This window comes from Variovorax terrae (genome assembly GCF_022809125.1).
GTDB lineage: Bacteria > Pseudomonadota > Gammaproteobacteria > Burkholderiales > Burkholderiaceae_C > Variovorax_A > Variovorax_A terrae.
In genome coordinates, this window is record NZ_JALGBI010000001.1 from 1,163,122 (window position 1) to 1,179,599 (window position 16,478).

The following is a 16,478-nucleotide window of genomic DNA, read 5'->3' on the forward strand; positions in this document are numbered from 1 at the left end:
AACTCCCATGCGATTCAAACGACCGCAGGTGCGCTACGCCGATACGCCGCAGCCTGCTACTCCGTATCAATCCGCCGCCCAGGTCTGGGACGAGCGCATCGGCTCGGCCCGCGTGCAGGCGAAGAACTGGCGCTTCATGGCCTTTGGCTGCCTCACGCTGGCTGTGCTGATGGCGGGCGGGCTGGTCTGGCGCTCGGCGCAATCCATCGTGACGCCCTACGTCATCGAGGTGGACAACGCGGGCCAGGTGCGTGCCGTCGGCGAAGCCGCCACGCCGTACCGGCCCAGCGATGCGCAGGTGGCTTACCACCTGGGGCGGTTCATCGGCCTGGTGCGCTCGCTGTCCATCGACCCGATCGTGGTGCGGCAGAACTGGCTCGATGCCTACGACTACACGACCGACAAGGGCGCGGTCGTGCTCAACGAGTACGCCCGCGTGAACGATCCGTTCGCGCGCATCGGCAAGGAGTCGGTGACGGTGCAGATCACCAGCGTGACCCGCGCCAGCGACACGTCTTTCAACGTGCGCTGGACGGAGACGCGCTTCGTCAACGGTGCGCTGGATCGCACCGAACGCTGGAACGCCGTGGTTTCCATCGTGCAGCAAACGCCGCGCACCGAGCAGCGCGTGCGCAAGAACCCCCTGGGCATCTACGTCAACGGGCTGTCGTGGAGCCGCGCACTGGAAGCGAATGAAGGAGCAAAACCATGAATGCACATTTCTGTAAATCCGCCTTGCCGGTGATCTTGCTGGCATCCACCGTCCTATTTGCAGGCTGCGCTACGCAGGGCAAGCCGCCACCGTCCATCTCGCTGGATGAGTCGGTGCAGGCCCAGCCGCTGCCCGAAGCTCCGAAGCCGGTGGAGGTGGTCGGCGTGCCCGAGCCGCTCGCGCTTCCCGGTCAGATGAAGCCGTTGCCCGGCGCGGCGGATGCCAAGGCATCGCCGGAACCCTCTGACGAGAAGCTGCGCGTCTCGCGCGCCAATGCGGAAGCGCGCATCGCGCCCACGCGAGAGGGCTATGTGAATGCCATTCAGGTCTGGCCCTTCACCGATGGCGCGCTGTACCAAGTCTATGCGGCCGTGGGGCGCGTGACGGTAGTTTCGCTCCAGCCTGGTGAAGAGCTGGTGACGGTCGCCGCCGGTGACACGGTGCGCTGGATCGTGGGCGACACGTCCAGCGGTTCCGGCGCGGACTTGCGGGTCAATGTGATGGTCAAGCCGATCCGCTCCGGCCTGAAGACCAATCTGGTCATCACCACCAGCCGCAGGACGTACCTGCTGGAGCTGACCTCGACCGAGAAGACGTGGATGGCGTCGGTGTCCTGGGAATATCCCAAGGACAAGATGCTGGCTTTGCAGCGCCAGTCGCAGGCGGCCAGCGCCGCCGCGCCGGTCGATGTCGGCCTGTCGCTGGAGAAGATCCGTTTCCGCTACGCGGTCAGCGGCAGCAATCCGCCGTGGAAGCCGCTACGCGCTTTCGACGATGGCGAGAAGGTCTACATCCAGTTCCCGCCGGGCATCGCCCAGGGCGAGCTGCCGCCGCTGTTCGTGATCGGCGCGCAGGGCGATGGGCAATTGGTGAACTACCGCTTCCGCTCGCCGTACTACATCGTGGATCGCCTGTTCGGCGCGGCCGAACTGCGCCTGGGTGGCGACAAGGGCGACGTGGTGCGGATTGAGCGCACGGATGGCGTGCGGAGGAACTGACCATGAGCCAGGATGATGATTCCCCTGACCTTGCACCGCAGGCGGGCAAGGTCGCGCCCGAGGCGGTGGCGCTGCGCGCCCCACCGCGCCCGGTCACGCGCCTGAACCGGCGCACCTTGGCCATCCTCACGGGTGGCCTGTCGGTCGCCGTGCTCGGGGCCACGATCTGGTCTTTGCAGCCGCATCGGCGTGGCGCGGGCGAGCAGACCGAGCTGTACAACGTGGATCGCATCTCGAAGTCGGAAGGGCTGGATGGCCTGCCTTCGGACTACTCCAAGCTGCCGGCGAAGGTGCCCGAGCTGGGGCCACCGCTGCCGGGCGATCTTGGCCCGGCCATCGTGAAGTCGCAGCAGCCGGTGACGCCGACGTATGCGCCACCGGGTCATGACCCGGAGGATGCGCGGCGCAAGGAAGCCGAAGCAGCCGCAGCTTCCTCGGTGTTCTTCCGCTCGGGCACGCCCGGCAAGAGCGCTGCGCCGGCCACTGCGCAGGTCGCGGCGGCCGGCTCGGCATCGGCTTTGGCGGGCTTCGACCCGCTCGCCGCTGGCCCGGCCTCGACGGCGGCCCAGCCCGCCGATCCCACTGCTGTGCAGAACCGGCAAGACCAGAAAGAGGCTTTCCTGAAAGGCGGCTCTACGGAAACCCGCAATTCCGGCAATCTGCAAATGCCGTCCTCGCCGTATCAGGTCATGGCCGGAACGGTGATCGCCGGGGCGCTGGTGACGGGCATCAAGTCTGACCTGCCGGGCGACGTGATCGCCACGGTGACGGAGCCGGTGTACGACACCGCCACGGGCAAGTTCCTGCTGATCCCGCAGGGCTCGCGCATCCTGGGCAAGTACAACAGCCAGGTGAGCTATGGGCAAAGCCGCGTGCAGGTGGTGTGGAACCGCATCATCCTGCCGGACACGTCTTCGCTGAAGCTCGACAACCTCGCGGGCACCGATCCGGCTGGCTACGCCGGTTTGGAGGATGGCGTCGATTGGCATTGGGATCGCATCTTCGCCGGCGCGGCGTTGACGACTCTGCTGGGCGTGGGCGCCGAGCTGGCCGCGCCCGAGAACCGGCAGAACGGCAACCGTATCGTGATCGCCGGGCGTGACAGCGCGCAGGACAGCGTGAACCACGTGGGCCAGGAGATGACCCGGCGCAACATGAACATCCAGCCGACGCTGACCGAGCGGCCGGGCCTGCCGGTGCGGATCATCGTCAACCGCGATTTGGTGCTGCGGCCGTACCAGCCGATGTTCTTCCAACGGGGCGGAATGCAATGAACACGACCAAGAAGCTGCGACTCGGGCCGCTGCCCAAGACTGAGAGCGCGAAGCTCACGTTCTCGTGCCCGGCCAGCCTCAAGGCTGACCTTGACCGCTACGCCGCGCTGCACGCACAGACCTACGGCGAGGCAGTGGATGCCGTCACGCTGATTCCGCACATGCTGGAAGCGTTCATGACAGGTGATCGAGGCTTCCGCCGAAAGGAGCAAAGGGCAATCTCTCCGACCAAGTCATAGATCGAATTTGCGCAGCAAGAATCGGAGTTTCAGGCAGCGGCTCGATGCCTATTCTTGCGTCCAAGTCATCGAGCGGTTTCGGTGACTGTCCCGAAACTACTTGTGAGGATTTTCAAATGAGCAAAGAAGACGACAACAAGGCCGTGGTCGGCCGCTGGTTCACCGAGTTCTGGGGCAAGACTCCCAATCTGGCCGTGATCGACGAAATCGCCGCGCCCGACATGCTGCTGCACTATTCGCTGCACGAGCCCCGTCGTGGCCGCGCGGACATCCGCGACTTCATGACCAACTTCCGTGCAGCGTTCCCCGACCTGAACTTCTGGGGCACCGCTGACCTGATCGCCGAGGGCGACTACGTCGTGGGCCAATGGGAAGGTGGCGGCACCCATACCGGCGCAGCCTGGGATGATGTCCTGCCCGGCTACGACGCCCTTCCCGCCGCGACCGGCCGCAAGATGCACTTCACCGGCACCACGGTGCTGAAGGTGGTCAACGGCAAGATCGTGGAAGAGCGTGGTCTGGACGATGGCGTGACTGCACTGACCCAGCTCGGTCTCATCAAGTCCACCTCTGTGAACGGCGACGCTTGATGCTCCCGAAATAGGGGCGGTATTTCACGCCTTTCTGGTGTGAGATAAAACCCCTGGTCTGCATAAGAGGCCCGCATTTTTGCGGGCCTTTTCAATTTGGTGGATTCGTCTTTGAGTGGTGTGATTTTTTAATTTCGGAGCAAGAAACGGAACGTACTGAAAAGAGCGCGGCAGTAAATTTCCAAACACTGATCCTCAATCTCTTGTTGGAGACCACTGCCATGATCCGCATCGGTTATGCACCTGGCGCCTACGACCTCTTTCACGTCGGGCACCTCAATCTCCTGAAGCAAGCCAAGGAACATTGCGATTTCCTCATTGCCGGCGTCGTGGCCGACGATGTACTCATCCAGCACAAGGGCGTGAAGCCAGTCGTTCCGTTGGCTGAGCGGCTGGAGATCGTGCGCAACGTGCGCTACGTCGACGAGGCTCATCCGGCGTTCACGAATGACAAGGTGGCGATCTGGAAAGACCTTCGCTTCAACGTGATGTTCAAGGGCGACGACTGGAAGGGCACCGAAAAGGGCCTCCAACTCGAACGTGCCTTCGGCGAATTGGGCGTGGAGATCGTGTACTTCCCCTACGGAAAGATCACGTCGAGCAGCGCACTGCGCCGCACGCTGAAGAACATCGATGAACTCGCCCGCCGGGTGCGCGAACGCCCCTCCGCGATGGAACCTGCTTTCGCCTTTTGATGGCAGCGGTATCCGCCAAGCGTCGTTCCGAAGTACCTCTGGAATCAAATCATGATCATCACATCTCCTGTTGGTATGCAGAGCTTGCCTCAGTCCGAAGTCGCGCGGCTCGACGCGCGCTTTCCGACGCGAAGCGTGCCGGTGAATGGCGACGTGGTTTCCGTGCGTGAATGCGGCGCAGGGCCGGTCGTGGTGTGCCTGCATGGGATCGGCTCGGGCGCGGCGTCGTGGCTCGACACGGCATTGCTGCTGGTGCCGCATGTACGCCTGATCGCCTGGGATGCGCCCGGCTATGGCGAATCGACGCCCTTGATACCCGAGGCGCCCACCGCTGCGGACTATGCGCAACGGCTGCACGCCTTGCTCGATGCGATGGAGATCGACTCCTGTGTACTGGTCGGACATTCGCTCGGCGCGCTCACCGCAGCGTTCGCCGCGCGTGCGGGTTCGCCGCTGGTCGCGCGCATCACGCGGCTGGTTCTTCTCGATCCGACCGGCGGATACGGTGCGCCTGTGCGTGCGGAGGCACGCCAACGTGTTCATACCGAGAGGCTCAACACCTTGGCCACGTTGGGCATTGCTGGCATGGCCGCGCAACGCTCGGGCCGTCTGCTATCGGAGAACGCGAGCGAACTCGCGCGGCAATGGGTGCGCTGGAATATGTCGCGCCTGAACGATCACGGCTACCGCCAGGCCGTCGAATTGCTTTGCGGCGGCGATCTGGTTTCCGATCTACCGCCCGCGATGCCGGTGCGCGTGGCCTGCGGCTCGCTCGATGTCGTCACACCGCCCACCTGGTGCGACGAGGTGGCGCGCAAATGCGGTGTCCCGCTCGAACTGATCGCGGGCGCCGGGCATGCCAGCTACGTGGAAAAGCCTGAACTCGTCGCGGCAATGCTGCGCGAAACGCTTCCTTCCTGAATCGAACAGACGACAGCCGCTTGCGGCCGGCGTTCTTGTTTGCTTCATCTTTTTCCCAATGGATTTACACGATGACTGAAATCGCCTGCGCCGACCCTGTGGCGCAATCGCTGCTCGCTTGGATTGCGGCAGAAAAGCAGGGCATACCCCCACCGGCTGCGGCTACGTCGCTTCTCGATGAAATGCGGCTTGAAGACCTGGTGCTGAGTCTTCTCGATCTGGACATCGAAGAGGCTGCGCAGATGGATTCCCTGGCGGATGCCAACACGCCGTTCGAGCGCTCCCCAGAGTGCTTCAACGAGACCTTGCAACAGGCCCTTCGGCAACTTCGATTGTTCAAGCTGTTTGCAAGAACGCATGACGGCGAGCACCACCGGAGCATTTGCCCGGCTGCGTACAACGAGCGCATCGGTGAGCACTACCCGGAAGAGATGGCGCGCTGGCGTGCCGACTTTCGGGCCATGTCGCCGGAGCAGCAGATGGTGGCAACCACCATCGTTTGGATGTACCGCTCAGGCCCCGACTCGATCTGGCTGCGCCGTGTCCCTTGTACGTGGAAAGCGTCCGAGGCGCTGCACTACATGCGTGACACGGGTTGCCTCGATGTGTGGCTGCAGCTCGTCGCCAGATACCCCGGCTGGTGAGCAACAAAAATTCAACCGCAATTTGCGGAGTTTCAAGAAGAGAGCGAATTTCTAAACTGACTTCACTTTCATAGTTACAGAGGAACACTGCCATGACAACCCGTTCCGTTTCCACGTTCAAGTACAACTTTCGCGCCCCGGGCAGCCAGGTGGAAGGCCCCGTCCGCTTCGCCATTGGCCGGACGGTGCTGGGCAAGGTGATCGTCGGCCGTAGTCAGCGCGGCATTTGTGCCATCCTCCTCGGGAACGATGTCCAGGCGCTGCGCGATCAGCTCGCGACAGCTTTTCCAGCCATCGAACTGCAGGACGGCCAGGATGCGCTGGAACGCGAACTGAGCCAGGTCGTCGCCTTCATCGACAAGGACAGTTCCGAGGGTGTCGTGAATCTCGACATCGGCGGTACGCTCTTTCAGCAAAAGGTCTGGCATGCGCTGTGCGGCATCCCGGCAGGCAAGACCCGCAGCTATGGCGACGTGGCGCGCGACCTCGGGGTGCCCGAGGCCGTCCGTGCCGTGGCCGGTGCCTGTGCGGCCAACGTGCTAGCCATCGCCATTCCATGCCATCGCGTGGTGCGCAGTGACGGTTCGATCTCTGGTTATCGTTGGGGTGTGGATCGCAAGCGTGCGCTGCTGACCGATGAAGCGGCTGCAGCCGCGGAGCTGGCAGCGTGAAAGTCACGGAGAATCAGAGCAGCATCATGAAGCCCCATGCCTACGACTGGATAGGCATCGGGCGGTCGCTGGATGCGCATGGAAATGCCGTGCTGCCCGGCCTTCTGACGGCGGAGCAATGCGATGGCCTTGCTGCCCTCTATCCGCAAGAGGAAGGCTACCGCACGCGCATCGTCATGGCCCGCCACGGGTTCGGGCGCGGCGAGTACAAATACTTCGCTTACCCGTTGCCGCCGTTGCTCGAACAACTGCGCCACGCGCTCTATCCCTGGCTGGCGCCAATTGCCAATCGCTGGAATCTGCAATTGGGCATCGACGTGCAATACCCCGACGGGCTGGCGGCATTTCTGCGGCGATGCCACGAGGCGGGCCAGACGCGGCCCACGCCACTGATCCTCCAGTACGGTGAAGGCGACTACAACTGCTTGCATCAGGATCTCTACGGCGATCACGTTTTCCCGTTGCAGGTCGCCATTCTGTTGTCGGAGCCTGGCCAGGACTTCGCCGGCGGCGAGTTCGTCATGACGGAGTTTTCACCCAAGGGCCAGCGCGCGGATGTGGTTCCGCTGCGCAAGGGCGACGCGGTGGTGTTCACCGTTAACCAACGGCCCGCTATGGGTCGGCGTGGCACCCGCAAGGTCGCTATGCGGCACGGCGTCAGCCGCATCCGTAGCGGCCAGCGCCACACCGTGGGCCTGATCTTTCACGACGCGAGGTGAGCATGGAAACGCTCGAACTCTTCGAGGCTCCAACGCGGCCATCGCGCCAGCGCCTGGGGCCTGCCGCGATGGTGCTGAGGGGCTTCGCCCTGCCTTACGTGCAGGAAGTGATGCCTGCCATCGACATCATCGATGCCATGTCGCCGTTCCGGCACATGGTGACGCCGGGCGGCTTCACCATGTCGGTGGCGCTGACGAACTGCGGCGCGCTCGGATGGACGACCGACCGACGCGGCTACCGCTACACCTCGGTCGATCCTGATACCGGGGAGCCCTGGCCAGTCATGCCGGAGGTGTTCGCCCGGCTGGCGAGCGAGGCCGCGAAGGCGGCAGGCTTCGACAGCTTCGAGCCCGATGCCTGCCTGGTCAACCGCTACACGCCGGGCGCGCGGCTGTCGCTGCACCAGGACAAGAACGAGCGCGACTACGACGCGCCCATCGTTTCGGTGTCGCTGGGCATGCCGGCGACGTTCCTGTTCGGTGGCCATGCGCGCACCGACCCCACGGTCAAGGTGCCGTTGCAGCACGGCGACGTGGTGGTGTGGGGCGGTGCCGACCGCCTGCGCTACCACGGCGTGATGCCGCTCAAGGATGAGCCCCATGCGCTGCTCGGGAGTCAGCGCATCAATTTCACCTTCCGCAAGGCGGGCTGACCTTCGGAATTCAACCGCAAGAGACGGAGTTTTTTCTTGCGGCGACATCCCTAGAGTGACCCCAGTAGCCGAGGTTTCCCATGAACACGATTACCGCAGACTCGCCGAGCGAGTTGTCCGACGCGCGCAGCCAGGTCGAAGCCTATTGCCAGTCGCTGGTCGATACCGGCGAAGCGCAATGGCGCATCAACGATGACGGGTACACCGAGCTGCACATGGAAGGTGGCGAAGCGTACCTGTTTGGCGAGTTCGGGGTGACGCGGCTGAGGTGATTGAACGAAGCCCTCATCGATTCAACAAGGAGTGCATCATGAAACTGTTTTTGAGCCAATTGGATTCGCCGCTGGGCGCGATGCTGCTCGTCACCGATGCGCAACACGTGGTGCGTGCGCTCGATTTCGCCGACCACGAGGCGCGGCTGCATCGCGGCCTGCGCGAGCACTATGGCGAGGTGGAACTGGCCCAGGCTCCGGCCCCGGCCGAGATTGCCGATGCCCTGGCCCGCTACTTCGATGGTGACTTGGAGGCGCTGAACGTGCTGCGCACGGCGACCGCCGGTTCGGAGCTGCAGCGCCGGGTCTGGGCGGCGCTGCGCCGCATCCCAGCGGGCACGACCACCACCTACGGCAAGCTCGCCAAGGAGCTGGGCTTTGACGATCCGCGTGCAGCCATCGCCATCGGGGCGGCCAACGGCGCCAATCCGATAGGCGTCATTGTCCCGTGCCATCGTGTCATTGCGAGCGACGGCGGCCTCAAGGGCTATGCCTGGGGCTTGCATCGCAAGCGCTGGTTGCTGGAGCACGAGAAGGCTATCGCCCCCAAGGAGGAAGAGCCGCAGACCGCCATGTTGCTGGGGTTTTGATCTTGAGCGCAACCATTGCAGCCGACATTTCTCCACGCGCCTATCAGCGAGCTTCCAAGTTCTTGTCCGAGCTGGACGAGGATTGGGCTCGCCACATCGCCGCCATTGGCCCGTGCCGCCATGAGGCCAAGCCTGCGCGAGAGCCCTACGAAGCCTTGGTGCGTGCGATTGCCTACCAGCAACTGCACGCCAAGGCGGGGGATGCGATCCTGGGCCGCCTGCTGGCGCTTTATCCGGGTGTTTCCTTTCCTACACCTGAACAATTGCTGGCGAGTGACCCTGAGACGCAGCGCGCCTGCGGCTTCTCTGCCACCAAGCTGGCGACCATCCGCGGCATCGCGCAGGCGACGGTCGAAGGCGTTGTGCCCAGCCTGAAAGAGGCACTGGGCCTGCCCGATGCTGCCCTGATCGAGCGCCTGGTCTCCTTGCGGGGTGTCGGGCGCTGGACGGTCGAGATGTTTCTGATCTATTCGCTGGAACGCTCCGACATCCTGCCGGTGGACGACTTCGGCGTGCGGGAAGGCTATGGACGCCTCAAGGGACTGGAGAAGGCGCCCACACCGCGCCAGATGCGCGAGATCGGCGAGGCGTGGAGTCCGTTTCGGACGGTGGCGGCCTGGTATCTGTGGCGCCTTCCCGCTCGATAGAGATTGACAGCAAGAATCGGAGTGCTTGCGACGGAAGGCCTGCGTACTCTGACGGTGTGATTGACGAGAACAGGATTTCTGCCATGAATACGATCATTGCTTACGAAACCGACGACGAGCGCTGGGCGGCCGTGCAGGCCCGCGATGCCGGCGCCGATGGCCAATTCGTCTACGCCGTGCGCACGACCGGCGTGTACTGCCAGCCCAGCTCGTCGGCGCGACTGCCCAAGCGCGAGAACGTGGAGTTCTTCGATACCGCCGAAGCCGCCGAAGCAGCGGGCTACCGTGGCAGCCGCCGCGCACATGGTGACCAGACCAGTGTCGCTGCGGAACGCGCGGCGCTGGTGGCGCGCGCCTGCCGCATGATCGAGACCTCGGAGACGCCGCCCCAGCTCGACGACCTGGCAGTCGAAGTGGGCGTGAGCCCGTTCCACTTCCATCGCCTCTTCAAGGCCGAAACCGGCTTGACGCCCAAGGCGTACAGCTCGGCTTACCGAGCCCGCAAGCTGCGCGAGGAACTGAGTAGCCCGGATGCGTCGATCACCAACGCGATCTATGACAGCGGCTTCAATTCCAACAGCCGGTTCTACGAAGCCTCCGATCAGTTGCTGGGCATGCGTGCGCGCGACTACCGGGCCGGCGGCGCCGGCGCGGTCATTCGCTTCGCGGTGGGTCAATGTTCGCTGGGCGCCATTCTGGTGGCGCAGAGCCAGCGCGGCATCTGCGCGATCTTGCTGGGCGATGACCCTGACAAGCTGGTGCGCGACCTGCAGGATCAATTCCCCAAGGCCGAGATCATCGGCTGCGACGGTGAGTTCGAGCAGTTGATCGCCCAGGTGGTGGGCTTCATCGAAGCGCCTTCGATGGGGTTGCATCTGCCGCTGGACGTGCAGGGCACGGCCTTCCAGGAGCGCGTTTGGCGCGCGCTGCGCGAAATCCCGCCGGGCACCACGGTGAGCTATGCGGACATCGCCGCGCGCATCGGCTCGCCCACGGCGGTGCGCGCCGTGGCCCAGGCCTGCGCCACGAACCACATTGCCGTCGCCATTCCCTGCCACCGCGTCGTGCGGCGCGATGGCGATATTTCGGGCTATCGCTGGGGCGTGGATCGCAAGCGCGAACTGCTGCGCCGCGAAGCGCAGGCTTGAGGGGGAACTGCCATGACTGCGATCAACACCACTATCGACCACCTGGACTGGGCCAACATCGGAGCACAGCTCGATGCCGAAGGCTACGCCTTACTGCCCGGTCTTCTGGGCGCTGACGTTGCCCGGAAACTGGCGCAGCACATGCGGACGGAGAAACATGCGAAGGGAGAGCCGCTGCACTCGGCTGATCTGGGCGGCGCTGACTTGCTCTCCTTCGGCGCGAGCCTGCCAGCGCCGCTGGATGTGTGGCGCACGGCGCTCTACGCGCACCTGGCCGTGATTGCCAATCGCTGGAACGAAACCCTGGGCATCGCTGCGCGCTATCCCACCGCGCTGGAGGAATTCCAGCGGCGCAACCAGAAGGCGGGTCAAACACGCGGGCAGTCTTATCTGAGTCGGCTCGTCATGGGCAACCATGTGCCGCTGCACCAGCGCAGTGACGGCGAGCAGGTGTTTCCGCTGCAAGTCGTTGCGGTGTTGTCCGAGCCGGGCACGGATTTCCAAGGCGGCGAGTTCGTGATGACGGAGCAGCGCCCGCGCATGCAGTCGCGTCCGCTGGTGCTGCCGCTTCAGCTCGGCGATCTGGCCATCATCGCCACGGCCGAACGCCCGTTCAAGGGCACGAAGGGCCACTACCGCGTCAATCTCAAGCACGCCATCAGTCGCGTGCGCAAAGGAGAGCGCATCGGCCTGGAACTGTCGTTCCACGATGCGCCGTAATGCACCGTGATACCTGGGGAGGATTGCACGTGCTCACTCAAAACAAGGCATTCACGTTGCTCGGGACGAACGGCAAGCCGTATGCGAGCGCTGCGCCTGGAACGTTCGGCGGCCACCGGGGCGGCAAACTCTACGGCCGCCTGGATTGCCGTGCAGCGCTACAGGCGATTGCCCGTGGCGGCTATGTGAAGCACCGCGTTTTCTTCGCCAACGAGGCGACGGCCATCGCAGCCGGTTACCGGCCGTGCGCCGTCTGCATGCCGCAGGAGTACGCGGCATGGAAGAAGACCCAGCCCATCAAAACCAAAAAAGAGGCCCGCCCATGAGCGCACTATTGTCCGCGTCCGCAGATGCGGAAATCCATGCACCGAGCGGCGCACTTGAATCCGGCATCGACACTGCGGACTGGCGTGCGGTCGAGGACGATCTGGGACGCGACGGCTTCGCCGTGCTGCCCGCGCTGCTGACGCCGCAGCAGTGCAACGCCATCGCGGGCTACTTCTTCGAGGAGGAGCGTTTTCGCAGCCGCATCGTGATGGAGCGCTACGCCTTCGGCCGGGGCGAGTACAAGTATTTCAGCTACCCGCTGCCCGATGTGGTCGGGCGACTGCGCCAGTCGCTGTATCCGCACCTGGCGCCCATCGCCAACCGCTGGCACACCGCCATGAAGATCAACGAGCGCTTCCCGGCGACCCATGACGAATTCCGGGCGGTCTGCCATGCCGCCGGCCAGCAGCGGCCGACGCCGCTCCTGTTGCGTTATCAGGCCAATGACTATTGCTGCCTGCACCAGGATTTGTACGGCGATCACGTCTTCCCGTTCCAAGTCATCTTCCTGCTCAACGAGCCAGGGCGCGACTTCCAGGGGGGCGAACTGCTGTTGACGGAAAGCAACCCGAAGCAGCCCGGCCGCGCGGACGTGGTGCCGCTGCGCCAAGGCGATGCCGTGGTGCTGGCCGTCAACCACCGGCCCGTGCGTTCCGCGCGAGGCTTCTATCGGTCGAGCCTACGTCATGGGGTCAGCCGGCTGCACTCGGGCCAGCGGCACACACTGGGCGTCATCTTCCACGACGCTAGGTGAGCCACTGGGTTTGCAGCGGGAACTTGTTCGCCTGTCATCAGGCCGGGGCGATGATGAGTGAGCGAGAAATTCAGCCACGCATGGCGTGGATGGCCGCCACGTCGCTGTCGTTGCTCAAGCCTTGGCTGCGACGCGCGCTCATGTCGTTGGCAAGCGCGCTCGCACAGCAAGGCGTAACAGCCAATCAGATCACCGTTCTGTCGATCGTGGTTTCAGTTGCGCTGGGCGCATGCTTGGCGCTCAATCCCGGGCGACCGGTCTTGCACGCCCTTGTGCCGCTGTGGCTGGTGGGGCGCACGGTCTTGGCATCGTTGGATGGAACACTCGCCGTCTGTTTTGGACAGAAGAGCAGAATTGGTGGATTCCTCAATGAAGCGGGGGACATTGCTTCTGACATCGCGCTCTACGCTCCCTTGGCACTGGTCAGTCCGTTCACGGCTTCGCAGGTGGCGCTGGTCTTGGCGCTGGCGGTCGCGGGCGAACTCACGGGGGTGTGCAGCGATTGGCTGGGCGCTGGCCGTCGATGCGAGGGCCCGTTGGGCAAGGCTGACCGCGCAATCGCGTTTGCCGCCCTCAATGTCTGGGTCGCTGCTCAGGGAGGACTCCCCGACTGGGCTGGCATCTTGATGCCAATCTTGGCAATATTGGCCGGTCTGACCCTCGTAAACCGCCTTAGGTTCGCTGCCTGCCAGCCAAAGGCGGGTTCAAGGTAAGTTTGCCAGTAGCCGCCGTAGTGCTCTTTGCTTTGCCGTCGCCACGCACCTATGCGGCCCCTAGCTCCCGTTGCCCAGGCTGCGCGAAAATGCCCAGAACTGGCCTAACCCATTGCCGGGTTTAAGTTTTTTTCTTACAACGCTTCGCCGTCAAGGACTTGACAGCGGACATTTTTCATTGCCGGGCCGCCCCAAGATGAAAGGCAGCCCCCCGCTGTGAGCCGCGCAGCGGCGGAGCGTGGGGGGCTTTGTCATGGGCGCTCGCCCGCCGCTGGCAGGGCTTCAGACGGTCAGCCAGGGGGTGCCTGCCGCGGCGTCGGCCACGCCGATGTCCGCCGGCTGGCAGCCCAGCGCCGCGGCCAGCGCAGCGCGCGCCAGTTCGGGGTGGTTGTTCTGCTCGCTCAGATGCGCCGCCACCACCTGCCGAAGCCCCGCATGATGAACCGCCTGCGCCACGGCGGCCGCGGCCGCGTTGGCCAGGTGCCCATAGGCGCCACCCACGCGCCTTTTCAGGAACGCGGGGTAGCCCGAGGCCGCCAGCAGGTCCGGATCGTGGTTGCATTCGAGCAGCAGGGCATCGCATCCCGCCAGCTGTTCCAGCACATGGGCCGTGGCATGGCCGAGGTCGGTCAGGACGCCCAGCCGCGCTGCGCCGTCCGAGCAGCACAGCTGCAGCGGCTCGCGCGCATCGTGCGGCACGGTGAAGGGGTGGAGCTGCAGCGCGCCGAGATCGATCGGCGTCGCGTCGCGCGCCACGTGCAGCAGGCCGTCGAAGTCGGGCAGGCCGAGGGCCGCATGGGTGCCGTGACTCATCCAGACCGGCAGGCGGCCGCGCAGCGCGAAGGCGCGCGCACAGCCGATGTGGTCGCCATGCTCGTGGGTGATGAAGACGGCGTCGATGTCGCCGGCCGACAGCCCGGCCCGCGCGAGCCGGGCGTCGAGATGTTTCAGCCCCAGGCCACAGTCGATCAGCAGGCGCGTGGTCTGCAGGCCGCTGCTCGCTTCGACGACCGTGGCATTGCCCGAACTGCCGCTGCCCAGGCTCCTGAAGCGCAGCATTCAGGCCTTCGACGGCACGCTGCCAGGGGGCAAGGCCCGGAACACCGCGGAGCCGGCGCTGCCGGGCCGCGGGTGGCACCCCTTTACAGGGGCGCCGCCGCCGGCGCTTCGAGGGGTCACTTCAGGTCGTCGGCAATCACCTGGACGATGCGCTGGGCATTGGCCGAGGTTTCGGGCGCGCCCGTGGCATTGAGCACGGCGACGGTGGAGGCGTTGCCCTGGCTCTGCACTTTGATGCGGTACTTCAGCGGCGGGGTGGTCGGCGAGGAGCTGAACAGCTTGCTGAAGAAGCCGGGTTCCTTCTTGTCGGTGGTGGGATCGACGTAGCGCACGAAGTAGGTGCCCTGGCTGCGGTCGCGGTCTTCCACGGTGAAACCGGTGCGGTCGAGCGTCAGGCCGACGCGGCGCCAGGCGCGGTCGAAGTCCTCGTCGAGCTGCACCACGGGCTGGTTGTTGAGCGTCGCCACGCGTGCGCTGGCCTTGACGGCACCGCCGGCCACCAGGGCCTTCGACTGCTCCTGCGAGACGCCGAGCTTGACCATCAGGCGGCGCAGGAATTCGGCCTCGAGTTCCGGGTCGGTCGGGCGCGGCTGCCAGCGGGTGTCGGTCTTCTGCGAGTTCTCGGAGGTGTAGACCTCGACCATGCCGCGATGGCTGATGTAGACCTCGGTGCCGCCCGAGGGCGTGCGCTCGAGCCGGGTGCGGAACTTGTCGCGCTCGCCAGTGGAGTAGAGCGAATCGAACACCTTGCCGATGGTGTTGCGGATGAAGTCCTGCGGCAGCTTGGCGCGGTTCTCGGCCCAGTCGGTTTCCATGATGCCGAGGTTCTGCTGGTCCAGCGTCAGCAGGAAGCCGTTTTCCTGCCAGAAGTCGCGCACCGGGCCCCAGAGCTGGTCGGCCGAGCGGTTGACCACCAGCCAGCGCTGGTTGCCGTCGCGCTCGATGCGCACGTCGCCGATGGCGGTGGCCGCGGTGGCCGTGGACGGATCGACCGCCCTGCCGACCTGCATGCTGGTGGCCGTGACGGCGCCGCCGGGGATCGCATAACGCGTATCGCGCGAGAGCTGGGACAGGTCGGGCGGGATCTCGAGCGAGGGCGCCTTGCCGGCGCTCTTGTAGTCGATCTTGTCGCCGTCCATGATGGTGCAGGCGGCCAGCGCCATCGAGAGGCCAAGCAGCCCGGCTCTTGCAAAATGATTCACGTCGTGTTCCTCGGAAGGGTCGGTACTGTCAGATCAGGCCGCTGGCGCGCAGGGCGCCTTCAACCACGGCTTCGTTGGCCTGGGCCAGCGGCGTCATCGGCAGGCGCATGGTGCCGCCGCACAGGCTCATGCGGGCCATGGCCCACTTGAGCGGGATCGGGTTGGCTTCCACGAACAGGTGCTTGTGCACGGGCATCAGCCTGAACTGGATCTCCATGGCGCGCCGGGCGTCGCCGGCCAGCGCCGCCACGCACAGTTCATGCATGGCGCGCGGCGCGATGTTGGCCGTCACGCTGATGTTGCCCTGGCCGCCGCACAGCATCAGGGCCACGGCCGTCGGGTCGTCGCCCGAATAGACGGCGAAGCCCTGGGGCACGTCGCGGATCAGCCACTGCGCGCGCTCGATGTTGCCCGTGGCTTCCTTGATGCCGACGATGCCGTGCACCTGGGCCAGGCGCAGCACGGTGTCGTGCGCCATATCGGCCACGGTGCGGCCCGGCACGTTGTACAGCACGATCGGCAGGTCGCCGGTGGCTTCGGCGATCGCCTTGAAGTGCTGGTACTGGCCTTCCTGCGTGGGCTTGTTGTAGTAGGGCACGACCTGCAGCTGGCAGTCGGCGCCGACGCTCTTGGCGAAGCGCGCGAGCTCGATCGCCTCGGCCGTCGAATTGGCGCCGCAGCCGGCCATGATGGGCACCCGGCCCTTGGCCTGCTCGACCGAGACGCGGATGATCTCGCAATGTTCTTCCACGTTGACCGTGGGCGATTCGCCTGTGGTGCCGACCACGCCAATGCAGTCGGTGCCTTCGGCGATATGCCAGTCGATCAGCTTGCGCAGGGTGGGGTAGTCCACGCTGCCGTCATCAAGCATCGGGGTCACGAGCGCCACGATGCTGCCGGTAATGGGTGTCATGTCCGCAGTTTTGAACG

At 65.0% G+C, this 16,478-nt stretch carries 22 protein-coding genes; 19 read left to right on the forward strand and 3 right to left on the reverse strand.

The features are described from left to right. The first annotated feature begins 7 nt into the window (after positions 1-7). The 19 genes from trbF (at position 8) to MMF98_RS05570 (ending at position 13,287) form a co-directional block, all read left to right on the forward strand. Positions 8-712: a conjugal transfer protein TrbF gene (trbF, locus tag MMF98_RS05480; RefSeq protein WP_243305115.1), complete on the forward strand. Its 705-nt coding sequence runs from the start codon at positions 8-10 to the stop codon at positions 710-712. Next, on the forward strand, positions 709-1,710 hold the full coding sequence (gene trbG / locus MMF98_RS05485; RefSeq protein ID WP_243305117.1) for a P-type conjugative transfer protein TrbG: 1,002 nt from the start codon (positions 709-711) through the stop codon (positions 1,708-1,710). Before trbF ends, trbG begins: the two co-directional genes overlap by 4 nt. Before the next feature lie 2 nt (positions 1,711-1,712). Further along, complete coding sequence (locus MMF98_RS05490) at positions 1,713-2,984, forward strand: TraB/TrbI/VirB10 family type IV secretion system protein (protein ID WP_243305119.1); 1,272 nt, start codon at positions 1,713-1,715, stop codon at positions 2,982-2,984. Next, complete coding sequence (locus MMF98_RS05495; protein WP_243305120.1) at positions 2,981-3,223, forward strand: DUF2274 domain-containing protein; 243 nt, start codon at positions 2,981-2,983, stop codon at positions 3,221-3,223. Before MMF98_RS05490 ends, MMF98_RS05495 begins: the two co-directional genes overlap by 4 nt. A gap of 116 nt (positions 3,224-3,339) precedes the next feature. After that, positions 3,340-3,813, forward strand: coding sequence for an ester cyclase (locus tag MMF98_RS05500; protein WP_243305123.1), 474 nt, complete (start codon positions 3,340-3,342; stop codon positions 3,811-3,813). Positions 3,814-4,034: 221 nt separating this feature from the next. After that, the gene (locus MMF98_RS05505; protein ID WP_243305124.1) at positions 4,035-4,508 is read left to right on the forward strand and encodes an FAD synthase family protein; all 474 of its coding nucleotides are present in this window, start codon (positions 4,035-4,037) and stop codon (positions 4,506-4,508) included. Positions 4,509-4,559: 51 nt separating this feature from the next. Next, positions 4,560-5,429, forward strand: a complete 870-nt coding sequence (locus tag MMF98_RS05510; RefSeq protein ID WP_243305126.1) for an alpha/beta fold hydrolase — start codon at positions 4,560-4,562, stop codon at positions 5,427-5,429. 71 nt (positions 5,430-5,500) lie between these two features. Further along, complete coding sequence (locus MMF98_RS05515) at positions 5,501-6,073, forward strand: hypothetical protein (protein WP_243305128.1); 573 nt, start codon at positions 5,501-5,503, stop codon at positions 6,071-6,073. 92 nt (positions 6,074-6,165) lie between these two features. Then, positions 6,166-6,744 (forward strand): methylated-DNA--[protein]-cysteine S-methyltransferase, encoded by a 579-nt coding sequence (locus MMF98_RS05520; protein WP_243305129.1) that lies wholly within the window; start codon positions 6,166-6,168, stop codon positions 6,742-6,744. 26 nt (positions 6,745-6,770) lie between these two features. Next, positions 6,771-7,463: a 2OG-Fe(II) oxygenase gene (locus tag MMF98_RS05525; protein ID WP_243307311.1), complete on the forward strand. Its 693-nt coding sequence runs from the start codon at positions 6,771-6,773 to the stop codon at positions 7,461-7,463. A 2-nt stretch (positions 7,464-7,465) separates the two neighbouring features. Beyond that, positions 7,466-8,116: a DNA oxidative demethylase AlkB gene (gene alkB, locus MMF98_RS05530; RefSeq protein WP_243305131.1), complete on the forward strand. Its 651-nt coding sequence runs from the start codon at positions 7,466-7,468 to the stop codon at positions 8,114-8,116. A gap of 80 nt (positions 8,117-8,196) precedes the next feature. After that, positions 8,197-8,388, forward strand: a complete 192-nt coding sequence (locus MMF98_RS05535) for a hypothetical protein (RefSeq protein WP_243305133.1) — start codon at positions 8,197-8,199, stop codon at positions 8,386-8,388. 38 nt (positions 8,389-8,426) lie between these two features. After that, positions 8,427-8,978, forward strand: a complete 552-nt coding sequence (locus tag MMF98_RS05540) for a methylated-DNA--[protein]-cysteine S-methyltransferase (protein ID WP_243305135.1) — start codon at positions 8,427-8,429, stop codon at positions 8,976-8,978. Then, positions 8,978-9,625: a DNA-3-methyladenine glycosylase family protein gene (locus MMF98_RS05545; RefSeq protein WP_243307313.1), complete on the forward strand. Its 648-nt coding sequence runs from the start codon at positions 8,978-8,980 to the stop codon at positions 9,623-9,625. The genes MMF98_RS05540 and MMF98_RS05545 overlap by 1 nt, the downstream gene beginning before the upstream one ends. A gap of 83 nt (positions 9,626-9,708) precedes the next feature. After that, entirely contained in the window at positions 9,709-10,773 is a 1,065-nt protein-coding gene (gene ada, locus MMF98_RS05550) for a bifunctional DNA-binding transcriptional regulator/O6-methylguanine-DNA methyltransferase Ada (RefSeq protein WP_243305137.1), read from the forward strand. Between the two features lie 12 nt (positions 10,774-10,785). Further along, positions 10,786-11,493, forward strand: coding sequence for a 2OG-Fe(II) oxygenase (locus MMF98_RS05555; protein ID WP_243305139.1), 708 nt, complete (start codon positions 10,786-10,788; stop codon positions 11,491-11,493). After that, on the forward strand, positions 11,493-11,819 hold the full coding sequence (locus MMF98_RS05560; RefSeq protein WP_243305141.1) for an Ada metal-binding domain-containing protein: 327 nt from the start codon (positions 11,493-11,495) through the stop codon (positions 11,817-11,819). The genes MMF98_RS05555 and MMF98_RS05560 overlap by 1 nt, the downstream gene beginning before the upstream one ends. Next, entirely contained in the window at positions 11,816-12,574 is a 759-nt protein-coding gene (locus MMF98_RS05565; protein ID WP_243305142.1) for a 2OG-Fe(II) oxygenase, read from the forward strand. The genes MMF98_RS05560 and MMF98_RS05565 overlap by 4 nt, the downstream gene beginning before the upstream one ends. A 23-nt stretch (positions 12,575-12,597) precedes the next feature. Continuing rightward, entirely contained in the window at positions 12,598-13,287 is a 690-nt protein-coding gene (locus MMF98_RS05570; protein WP_243305143.1) for a CDP-alcohol phosphatidyltransferase family protein, read from the forward strand. Positions 13,288-13,569: 282 nt separating this feature from the next. Here MMF98_RS05570 and MMF98_RS05575 read toward each other — a convergent pair whose 3' ends face one another. The 3 genes from MMF98_RS05575 to dapA form a co-directional block, all read right to left on the reverse strand. Continuing rightward, positions 13,570-14,346 (reverse strand): MBL fold metallo-hydrolase, encoded by a 777-nt coding sequence (locus tag MMF98_RS05575; protein WP_243305145.1) that lies wholly within the window; start codon positions 14,344-14,346, stop codon positions 13,570-13,572. 116 nt (positions 14,347-14,462) lie between these two features. Further along, positions 14,463-15,509: an outer membrane protein assembly factor BamC gene (gene bamC, locus MMF98_RS05580; RefSeq protein WP_279343622.1), complete on the reverse strand. Its 1,047-nt coding sequence runs from the start codon at positions 15,507-15,509 to the stop codon at positions 14,463-14,465. Positions 15,510-15,576: 67 nt separating this feature from the next. Then, positions 15,577-16,461: a 4-hydroxy-tetrahydrodipicolinate synthase gene (dapA, locus tag MMF98_RS05585; protein WP_243305148.1), complete on the reverse strand. Its 885-nt coding sequence runs from the start codon at positions 16,459-16,461 to the stop codon at positions 15,577-15,579. Positions 16,462-16,478 lie beyond the last annotated feature (17 nt).